Source organism: Kitasatospora sp. NPDC058162 (assembly GCF_042884005.1).
Classification (GTDB): domain Bacteria; phylum Actinomycetota; class Actinomycetes; order Streptomycetales; family Streptomycetaceae; genus Kitasatospora.
Window position 1 is genome coordinate 1 of record NZ_JBHVUS010000078.1, and the last position, 6,438, is coordinate 6,438.

Annotated in this window: 15 tRNA genes and 4 rRNA genes; all 19 read right to left on the minus strand. The window is 52.4% G+C overall.

Annotated elements, in window-relative coordinates:
* A 23S ribosomal RNA gene (locus tag ACFVXG_RS45950) occupies window positions 1-2,506 on the minus strand; the annotation flags it as partial.
* Between the two features lie 175 nt (window positions 2,507-2,681).
* A 16S ribosomal RNA gene (locus tag ACFVXG_RS45955) occupies window positions 2,682-4,231 on the minus strand.
* Window positions 4,232-4,397: 166 nt separating this feature from the next.
* A tRNA-Ala gene (locus ACFVXG_RS45960) sits at window positions 4,398-4,473 on the minus strand.
* A 4-nt stretch (window positions 4,474-4,477) separates the two neighbouring features.
* Window positions 4,478-4,554, minus strand: a tRNA-Pro gene (locus ACFVXG_RS45965).
* A 15-nt stretch (window positions 4,555-4,569) separates the two neighbouring features.
* Window positions 4,570-4,646, minus strand: a tRNA-Arg gene (locus ACFVXG_RS45970).
* A gap of 32 nt (window positions 4,647-4,678) precedes the next feature.
* Window positions 4,679-4,753, minus strand: a tRNA-Gly gene (locus tag ACFVXG_RS45975).
* A gap of 24 nt (window positions 4,754-4,777) precedes the next feature.
* A tRNA-Leu gene (locus ACFVXG_RS45980) sits at window positions 4,778-4,859 on the minus strand.
* A gap of 6 nt (window positions 4,860-4,865) precedes the next feature.
* A tRNA-Lys gene (locus tag ACFVXG_RS45985) sits at window positions 4,866-4,941 on the minus strand.
* A gap of 8 nt (window positions 4,942-4,949) precedes the next feature.
* Window positions 4,950-5,024, minus strand: a tRNA-Gln gene (locus ACFVXG_RS45990).
* A 9-nt stretch (window positions 5,025-5,033) separates the two neighbouring features.
* Window positions 5,034-5,109 (minus strand) — tRNA-His (locus ACFVXG_RS45995).
* Between the two features lie 29 nt (window positions 5,110-5,138).
* A tRNA-Trp gene (locus ACFVXG_RS46000) sits at window positions 5,139-5,212 on the minus strand.
* A 4-nt stretch (window positions 5,213-5,216) separates the two neighbouring features.
* Window positions 5,217-5,300, minus strand: a tRNA-Tyr gene (locus ACFVXG_RS46005).
* A gap of 8 nt (window positions 5,301-5,308) precedes the next feature.
* Window positions 5,309-5,381: transfer RNA gene (locus ACFVXG_RS46010), tRNA-Thr, on the minus strand.
* A 5-nt stretch (window positions 5,382-5,386) separates the two neighbouring features.
* Window positions 5,387-5,462: transfer RNA gene (locus ACFVXG_RS46015), tRNA-Val, on the minus strand.
* A 3-nt stretch (window positions 5,463-5,465) separates the two neighbouring features.
* Window positions 5,466-5,537: transfer RNA gene (locus tag ACFVXG_RS46020), tRNA-Glu, on the minus strand.
* 36 nt (window positions 5,538-5,573) lie between these two features.
* Window positions 5,574-5,664, minus strand: a tRNA-Ser gene (locus ACFVXG_RS46025).
* A 5-nt stretch (window positions 5,665-5,669) separates the two neighbouring features.
* Window positions 5,670-5,744: transfer RNA gene (locus tag ACFVXG_RS46030), tRNA-Asn, on the minus strand.
* 9 nt (window positions 5,745-5,753) lie between these two features.
* Window positions 5,754-5,869 (minus strand): 5S ribosomal RNA (gene rrf, locus ACFVXG_RS46035).
* Window positions 5,870-5,919: 50 nt separating this feature from the next.
* A 23S ribosomal RNA gene (locus tag ACFVXG_RS46040) occupies window positions 5,920-6,438 on the minus strand; the annotation flags it as partial.

The following is a 6,438-nucleotide window of genomic DNA, read 5'->3' on the forward strand; positions in this document are numbered from 1 at the left end:
GGACTCTTGGGGGAGATAAGCCTGTTATCCCCGGGGTAGCTTTTATCCGTTGAGCGATGGCCCTTCCATGCGGAACCACCGGATCACTAAGCCCGACTTTCGTCCCTGCTCGACTTGTAGGTCTCGCAGTCAAGCTCCCTTGTGCCTTTACACTCTGCGAATGATTTCCAACCATTCTGAGGGAACCTTTGGGCGCCTCCGTTACCTTTTAGGAGGCGACCGCCCCAGTCAAACTGCCCACCTGACACTGTCTCCCCGCCCGATAAGGGCGGCGGGTTAGAAGGTCAATACAGCCAGGGTAGTATCCCACCGATGCCTCCACCGAAGCTGGCGCTCCGGTTTCCAAGGCTCCTACCTATCCTGTACAAGCTGTACCAACATTCAATATCAGGCTGCAGTAAAGCTCCACGGGGTCTTTCCGTCCTGTCGCGGGTAACCTGCATCTTCACAGGTACTATAATTTCACCGAGTCTCTCGTTGAGACAGTGCCCAGATCGTTGCGCCTTTCGTGCGGGTCGGAACTTACCCGACAAGGAATTTCGCTACCTTAGGACCGTTATAGTTACGGCCGCCGTTTACTGGGGCTTCAATTCGCACCTTCGCTTACGCTAAGCGCTCCTCTTAACCTTCCAGCACCGGGCAGGCGTCAGCCCCTATACTTCGCCTTACGGCTTCGCAGAGACCTGTGTTTTTGCTAAACAGTCGCCTGGGCCTATTCACTGCGGCTCTCTCGGGCTTGCACCCTAACAGAGCACCCCTTCTCCCGAAGTTACGGGGTCATTTTGCCGAGTTCCTTAACGAGAGTTCTCTCGATCACCTTAGGATTCTCTCCTCGCCTACCTGTGTCGGTTTGCGGTACGGGCACCTCTCACCTCGCTAGAGGCTTTTCTTGGCAGTGTGGAATCAGGAACTTCGCTACTATAATTCGCTCGCCATCACAGCTCAGCCTTCACGGGAAACGGATTTGCCTATTTCCCAGCCTAACTGCTTGGACGCGGATATCCAATACCGCGCTTACCCTATCCTCCTGCGTCCCCCCATTGCTCAAATGGTGAGGAGGTGGTACAGGAATATCAACCTGTTATCCATCGCCTACGCCTTTCGGCCTCGGCTTAGGTCCCGACTAACCCTGAGCGGACGAGCCTTCCTCAGGAAACCTTAGGCATTCGGTGGAGGGGATTCTCACCCCTCTTTCGCTACTCATACCGGCATTCTCACTTCTAAGCGCTCCACAAGTCCTTCCGGTCTTGCTTCACAGCCCTTAGAACGCTCTCCTACCACTGTTCGAAGAACAGTCCGCAGCTTCGGTGATACGTTTAGCCCCGGTACATTTTCGGCGCAGAGTCACTCGACCAGTGAGCTATTACGCACTCTTTAAATGGTGGCTGCTTCTAAGCCAACATCCTGGTTGTCTAAGCAACTCCACATCCTTTTCCACTTAACGTATACTTTGGGACCTTAGCTGGCGGTCTGGGCTGTTTCCCTTTCGACTACGGATCTTATCACTCGCAGTCTGACTCCCAAGGATAAGTCATCGGCATTCGGAGTTTGACTGAATTCGGTAACCCGGTAGGGGCCCCTAGTCCAATCAGTGCTCTACCTCCGAGACTCTTACCTTGAGGCTAGCCCTAAAGCTATTTCGGAGAGAACCAGCTATCTCCAGGTTCGATTGGCATTTCACCCCTACCCACACCTCATCCCCGCACTTTTCAACGTGCGTGGGTTCGGGCCTCCATTCAGTGTTACCTGAACTTCACCCTGGACATGGGTAGATCACCTGGTTTCGGGTCTACGACCACGTACTCAATTCGCCCTATTCAGACTCGCTTTCGCTGCGGCTCCGCATCTTCTGCTTAACCTTGCACGGGATCGTAACTCGCCGGTTCATTCTACAAAAGGCACGCCATCACCCGTTAACGGGCTCTGACTACTTGTAGGCACACGGTTTCAGGATCTCTTTCACTCCCCTTCCGGGGTGCTTTTCACCTTTCCCTCACGGTACTGGTTCACTATCGGTCACTAGGGAGTATTTAGCCTTGGGAGATGGTCCTCCCGGATTCCGACGGAATTTCACGTGTTCCGCCGTACTCAGGATCCACTCAGGAGAGAACGAAGTTTTGACTACAGGGCTGTTACCTCCTATGGCGGGCCTTTCCAGACCTCTTCATCTACCTCGTTCCTTTGTAACTCCGTACAGAGTGTCCTACAACCCCAAGAGGCAAGCCTCTTGGTTTGGGCTGGTCCCGTTTCGCTCGCCGCTACTCAGGGAATCGCATTTGCTTTCTCTTCCTCCGGGTACTTAGATGTTTCAGTTCCCCGGGTCTGCCTTCTCATATCCTATGTATTCAGATATGGATACCACTCCATTACGAGTGGTGGGTTTCCCCATTCGGAAATCTCCGGATCAAAGCTTGCTTACAGCTCCCCGAAGCATATCGGTGTTCGTCCCGTCCTTCATCGGCTCCTAGTGCCAAGGCATCCACCGTGCGCCCTTTCTAACTTAACCGTTAAAAAGAATCACTACGTGATATCTTGCATTACTAATTGAATGTGAATTACTTCTGTTATCTAGTTTTCAAAGAACAACATCTCGAAGAATCGAATGATCCTTCAAAACTAAACAAGACAGGGAACGTTCTGTTTATAAGACCCAAGGTCTTATATTCCGTTAAAATCCTTAGAAAGGAGGTGATCCAGCCGCACCTTCCGATACGGCTACCTTGTTACGACTTCACCCCAATCATCTGTCCCACCTTCGGCGGCTGGCTCCTAAAAGGTTACCTCACCGACTTCGGGTGTTACAAACTCTCGTGGTGTGACGGGCGGTGTGTACAAGGCCCGGGAACGTATTCACCGCGGCATGCTGATCCGCGATTACTAGCGATTCCAGCTTCATGTAGGCGAGTTGCAGACTGCAATCCGAACTGAGAACAGATTTGTGGGATTGGCTTAACCTCGCGGTTTCGCTGCCCTTTGTTCTGTCCATTGTAGCACGTGTGTAGCCCAGGTCATAAGGGGCATGATGATTTGACGTCATCCCCACCTTCCTCCGGTTTGTCACCGGCAGTCACCTTAGAGTGCCCAACTGAATGCTGGCAACTAAGATCAAGGGTTGCGCTCGTTGCGGGACTTAACCCAACATCTCACGACACGAGCTGACGACAACCATGCACCACCTGTCACTCTGCCCCCGAAGGGGACGTCCTATCTCTAGGATTGTCAGAGGATGTCAAGACCTGGTAAGGTTCTTCGCGTTGCTTCGAATTAAACCACATGCTCCACCGCTTGTGCGGGCCCCCGTCAATTCCTTTGAGTTTCAGTCTTGCGACCGTACTCCCCAGGCGGAGTGCTTAATGCGTTAGCTGCAGCACTAAGGGGCGGAAACCCCCTAACACTTAGCACTCATCGTTTACGGCGTGGACTACCAGGGTATCTAATCCTGTTCGCTCCCCACGCTTTCGCTCCTCAGCGTCAGTTACAGACCAGAGAGTCGCCTTCGCCACTGGTGTTCCTCCACATCTCTACGCATTTCACCGCTACACGTGGAATTCCACTCTCCTCTTCTGCACTCAAGTTCCCCAGTTTCCAATGACCCTCCCCGGTTGAGCCGGGGGCTTTCACATCAGACTTAAGAAACCGCCTGCGAGCCCTTTACGCCCAATAATTCCGGACAACGCTTGCCACCTACGTATTACCGCGGCTGCTGGCACGTAGTTAGCCGTGGCTTTCTGGTTAGGTACCGTCAAGGTACCGCCCTATTCGAACGGCACTTGTTCTTCCCTAACAACAGAGCTTTACGACCCGAAAGCCTTCATCACTCACGCGGCGTTGCTCCGTCAGACTTTCGTCCATTGCGGAAGATTCCCTACTGCTGCCTCCCGTAGGAGTCTGGGCCGTGTCTCAGTCCCAGTGTGGCCGATCACCCTCTCAGGTCGGCTATGCATCGTTGCCTTGGTGAGCCGTTACCTCACCAACTAGCTAATGCGCCGCGGGCCCATCTGTAAGTGATAGCCGAAGCCACCTTTTATGTCTGAACCATGCGGTTCAAACAAGCATCCGGTATTAGCCCCGGTTTCCCGGAGTTATCCCAGTCTTATGGGTAGGTTACCCACGTGTTACTCACCCGTCCGCCGCTAACTTCAAGGAGCAAGCTCCCATCTGTTCGCTCGACTTGCATGTATTAGGCACGCCGCCAGCGTTCATCCTGAGCCAGGATCAAACTCTCCGATAAAGTAGTTTGACTGACTACGCACATCGCTGTGCGATTTATTTAAAACTTTGAATTAACAGGTACGTTTTGTCTTGTTTAGTTTTCAAAGATCATTTTTGTTCACTTTCTCAAGCAACTTTTTAAGTATATAATAAGTTTCTCTTAAAGTCAACATGTTTTTTATAAATGGTGGAGCCTAGCGGGATCGAACCGCTGACCTCCTGCGTGCAAAGCAGGCGCTCTCCCAGCTGAGCTAAGGCCCCAAAATGGTCGGGAAGACAGGATTCGAACCTGCGACCCCATGGTCCCAAACCATGTGCTCTACCAAGCTGAGCTACTTCCCGATTTTAAAAATATTATGGCGCGCCCGAGAGGAGTCGAACCCCTAACCTTTTGATCCGTAGTCAAACGCTCTATCCAATTGAGCTACGGGCGCAATCAATTTCACAATATCCCGTTGGGATAAAATGGAGCGGAAGACGGGATTCGAACCCGCGACCCCCACCTTGGCAAGGTGGTGTTCTACCACTGAACTACTTCCGCATACAGGATATCTATCCTGTATAATGCGGGTGAAGGGACTTGAACCCCCACGTCATAAGACACTAGATCCTAAGTCTAGCGCGTCTGCCAATTCCGCCACACCCGCGTAACATGGTGAGCCATGAAGGACTCGAACCTTCGACCCTCTGATTAAAAGTCAGATGCTCTACCAACTGAGCTAATGGCTCAAATATAATGGCTGGGCTAGCTGGATTCGAACCAACGCATGACGGAGTCAAAGTCCGTTGCCTTACCGCTTGGCTATAGCCCAATGATAAAATGGGGCGATTGATGGGAATCGAACCCACGAGTGCCAGAGCCACAATCTGGTGCGTTAACCACTTCGCCACAACCGCCATAATCTGAAGATGAATAAATAATATAGTGGCAGGGGCAGTAGGAATCGAACCCACACCAAAGGTTTTGGAGACCTCTATTCTACCGTTAAACTATGCCCCTAAAATGGTGGAGGGGGGCAGATTCGAACTGCCGAACCCTAAGGAGCGGATTTACAGTCCGCCGCGTTTAGCCACTTCGCTACCCCTCCAAAAACAGTGCCGGCCAGAGGACTTGAACCCCCAACCTACTGATTACAAGTCAGTTGCTCTACCAATTGAGCTAGGCCGGCAAATATGGTGGAGGATGACGGGCTCGAACCGCCGACCCTCTGCTTGTAAGGCAGATGCTCTCCCAGCTGAGCTAATCCTCCATATGACCCGTACGGGATTCGAACCCGTGTTACCGCCGTGAAAGGGCGGTGTCTTAACCACTTGACCAACGGGCCCTGGTATTTTTTCGTTTGTTATGTATTAATAATTAGTGGCGGAGAGCAAGGGATTCGAACCCTTGAGACGGGGTTACCGCCTACACGATTTCCAATCGTGCTCCTTCGGCCACTCGGACAGCTCTCCATAAATGGCTCCGCAGGTAGGATTCGAACCTACGACCGATCGGTTAACAGCCGATAGCTCTACCACTGAGCTACTGCGGAATGAAGTCTGCCTGGCGATGTCCTACTCTCACAGGGGGAAACCCCCGACTACCATCGGCGCTGAAGAGCTTAACTTCCGTGTTCGGCATGGGAACGGGTGTGACCTCTTCGCTATCGCCACCAAACCATTGAGAGTGTTCTCTCAAAACTAGATAACAGTAAGCATACATTCAAATTGGTTAAGTCCTCGATCGATTAGTATCTGTCAGCTCCATGTGTCGCCACACTTCCACCTCAGACCTATCAACCTGATCATCTTTCAGGGATCTTACTTCCTTGCGGAATGGGAAATCTCATCTTGAGGGGGGCTTCATGCTTAGATGCTTTCAGCACTTATCCCGTCCGCACATAGCTACCCAGCGATGCCCTTGGCAGAACAACTGGTACACCAGCGGTGTGTCCATCCCGGTCCTCTCGTACTAAGGACAGCTCCTCTCAAATTTCCTACGCCCACGACGGATAGGGACCGAACTGTCTCACGACGTTCTGAACCCAGCTCGCGTACCGCTTTAATGGGCGAACAGCCCAACCCTTGGGACCGACTACAGCCCCAGGATGCGATGAGCCGACATCGAGGTGCCAAACCTCCCCGTCGATGTGGACTCTTGGGGGAGATAAGCCTGTTATCCCCGGGGTAGCTTTTATCCGTTGAGCGATGGCCCTTCCATGCGGAACCACCGGATCACTAAGCCCG